We start from the raw sequence: 2,979 nt of genomic DNA on the forward strand, positions 1-2,979 counted from the left end.
CTGGTGCCTGGCACCAGTGTGACGTAAACTTAAATGAGGGCGCAGCATTCCTCGACAGTGGTGATTTGTTCACCATCTTTTTTTACGCGTTCAACTAAAGGTTTTGTAGGTTTTACAAAGCCCTTCACGCCTTCTTCGTACGCCATTATGTCCAACCTTTCCCTGTACTTGCCGAAAGGCCGCATGCATCCCAAAAACATTGTCGTTTGGGTGAGCCGCTTGTGAGCTTTATTTAACACCTTTTGCACATCTTCGAGAGGTGGAACAGGACAATTCTCAAACGGTGTCTCACGCGTAGGGACAAAAATATTGATCACAAGAAGCGTAGGCCGCAAATATGCCAATTCGTCAATTGTGTCAAAATCGCCTTTTCCCACTTTCCCGCCATTTAGCCCTATTGTAAAATGAGGCACGATTTTTGTAGAAGGGTATCCGTAAGGCACATCGTGAATCCTCCCTCCTAAAACACGCCGCATCAAAAGATAAGTTTTTTCGTAATTCTCTTTTGACTTGCCCAAAAGGTGGTACACATTATGGATAACATCGTCATTATAGATAAAATCAAAAGACAGTCTATCTACATACGGTTTTAGTTTTATTAACTCTGATTTATCAAGAAAACCCGTATGGAAATTAAGCTTTAATCCCATCTGCTTAAGCTGCTTAATGAAGCGGAGATACTGCATAACAGGAACTTTGCCTTCCACTGTCGAACCGCCACTTATCAAAGCACTTGTATAGTAATGGGATTTTTCCTTGATGAGTTTCAATGCCTGTTCCTTCGTTAACATTCCCTTAAGGTATTCTGCATTGCAGTGGTTGCACATCAGTCCGCAATGGGTACCAGTAAGAGAAATGGGAATAGTCCTGCCCGAAGGGGTAAAGAAAAAAATCATTGCTCGCCTCTTTTCATAAATTTAACTGCTTCTTATTATAAACCGAAAAACATTTTCCGCACCAGCAAATGATAAATTGTGTTTTAGTAAACATTTTTCGCTCCTTTCAAAATGATAAATACGCTAAAAATTTGCAATACTCCATTATAAATTACGCCAATTTTTTTCTATTAACTTAACGGAAATTGCCATTTTCACCAAAATTATTATACCATAAATATCAAAAATTCTCACTAAACGCAACAATATCTCTCTGACTTTATTTTTTACAAAAATTTGCTTTTTATAAAAAATAAAAACATTGTATACTTTAGAAAAGGAGGTTGATAATAATGAAAAAATTTTTATCTTTTTTAATTATTATTTTTTTACTGGCATCCTCACTTTGCATAGTTAAAGCAAAAACAACGAGCCCTTCCTCTATTACAATAACAAACAAAGTTGCTGATACGTTAAAATATTTCGACCCCACACCAACAATAAGCAGTGTCGGCACTAACAATGAATTAGCCAGACAGTACATCTATACAATGGGAGAAACCGTACAAGGAGAATTAGATGAAGATCCGTTAAGTACATGGACAATAGCACTTGAAGACCTTTCGGGTAATGTTATAGATCAAGTATCAATGAGCGGAGGAAAACTGTTCTCAATAGGCACTGGAAATGTACCAAAAGATGGAAAATACAAAATTGTTGCAACAGATTCATTAAGCACTCCAAACTGGCTCACAAGTACGTACATTTACATAAAATACAACTTATCAATAGACAGCGAGATTATTGCGCAATGCCCAGGAGAAACAAACACAATCTCCGGGTGGATCACAAGAGGTAATGAACAGGCGGTCCTTGTGCCTGTGAATGTCTATGTAGTATACCCAAACAAAAAAATAGCCGGCTATTACAGCATACCGGCCAGTTCATCAGGTCAATTTACATTAAGTTTTCCGGGGACAGCCGACCTATGGGAATATTGTATATACATATCAGATGGCTACCCTTCAGTGTCCCCCGATAACGACGCGATAGTATACAGGACTATCCCAAATTACAGCAATATCTCGTGGACATTAAAATCAATCGCTTTAAACCCGCTTCTTTACAACGATGAGGAAGGCACATTGGATCAGTCCCTTGTTCTCAGCCTTGCAGATCAAGACGGCAATTTCTTAACCGGCAAAAAAAACTACTTTTATATAGGAATGGGTTGGAGTGGATATACGGTAAAAGAAATATCGCAAGGCATATATAAAATTTATGGAGGGACACTCACAGGCGGTGCTATTGCAATTTACGCAAAAGAAGTGATCAGATCAAACATAATCACTCTAAATCTCCAAAAACTCACTTTCTTTAACCCATACATAGATATAGATACAGAGTATTCAGATGCACCTTATGGTTCAGGATCGTATTATGATTATACAGTAGGAAAAGAAGTTTTCGACCTTCTGCCGCTTGCAGAAGGTACTTCTCTTGAGATAATAGCAGGACTACATCCTGTGCCAAACATTGATGACCCATCAAATAATCAATACACCCTGAAAGACAATTATTATATCTATAACGTGGAAACAAGCTTTTCTTCCTCACTCACACAGCACAAGATAGGACCTGACATTAACAATGTATGGAACGACCCCGCATCAAACACTTTTACAAAGCCCATTTATTTTGTCAATAAAAGCAGTAGAGTATCAGTAAATATATCCGCTATTATATGGAAACGGGCAAATCAAGACACAACACCCACCTGGCAGGAAACAGATCCAGATCCACTTAACGCCTGCTGTGTAAAGAAGCCAGCCAGCACATTTTACCTCACTTCGGAAGACAGCACAACCTGTAGTATTAATATATCTCCGCAAGAAACCCTGGTAAATTACGAACAAGACCTTAAAGTGTACATCGGAAATATTAATGCAATAGTGCATGTGTATATGGTAAACCCGGAAACAGGAGAAAAAATAGAAAATGCATTTTCTGCATCATACAAAGGCGGTTATGAGAAAAAGATACTTACGGATTTGTGGTACAACCCCGGACAGATAGCTGGAACGAACATTGACACACTTCCCAT

At 38.5% G+C, this 2,979-nt stretch carries 2 protein-coding genes; one reads left to right on the forward strand and one right to left on the reverse strand.

Annotated features, from left to right (window positions below; genetic code table 11):
- Window positions 1-29: 29 nt before the first annotated feature.
- Complete coding sequence (locus U9Q18_00460; protein MEA3312831.1) at window positions 30-896, reverse strand: hypothetical protein; 867 nt, start codon at window positions 894-896, stop codon at window positions 30-32.
- Between the two features lie 332 nt (window positions 897-1,228).
- Between U9Q18_00460 and U9Q18_00465 the strand changes: the two genes are divergently transcribed.
- A partial coding sequence (locus U9Q18_00465) for a hypothetical protein (GenBank protein ID MEA3312832.1) occupies window positions 1,229-2,979 on the forward strand: 1,751 nt, incomplete at its 3' end.

The organism is Caldisericota bacterium (assembly GCA_034717215.1).
GTDB lineage: Bacteria > Caldisericota > Caldisericia > Caldisericales > Caldisericaceae > UBA646.

Bases quoted from the DNA above. Each gene is read 5' to 3' on its own strand.
- U9Q18_00460 (MEA3312831.1), bottom strand. From the start codon at position 896: ATGATTTTTTTCTTTACCCCTTCGGGCAGGACTATTCCCATTTCTCTT.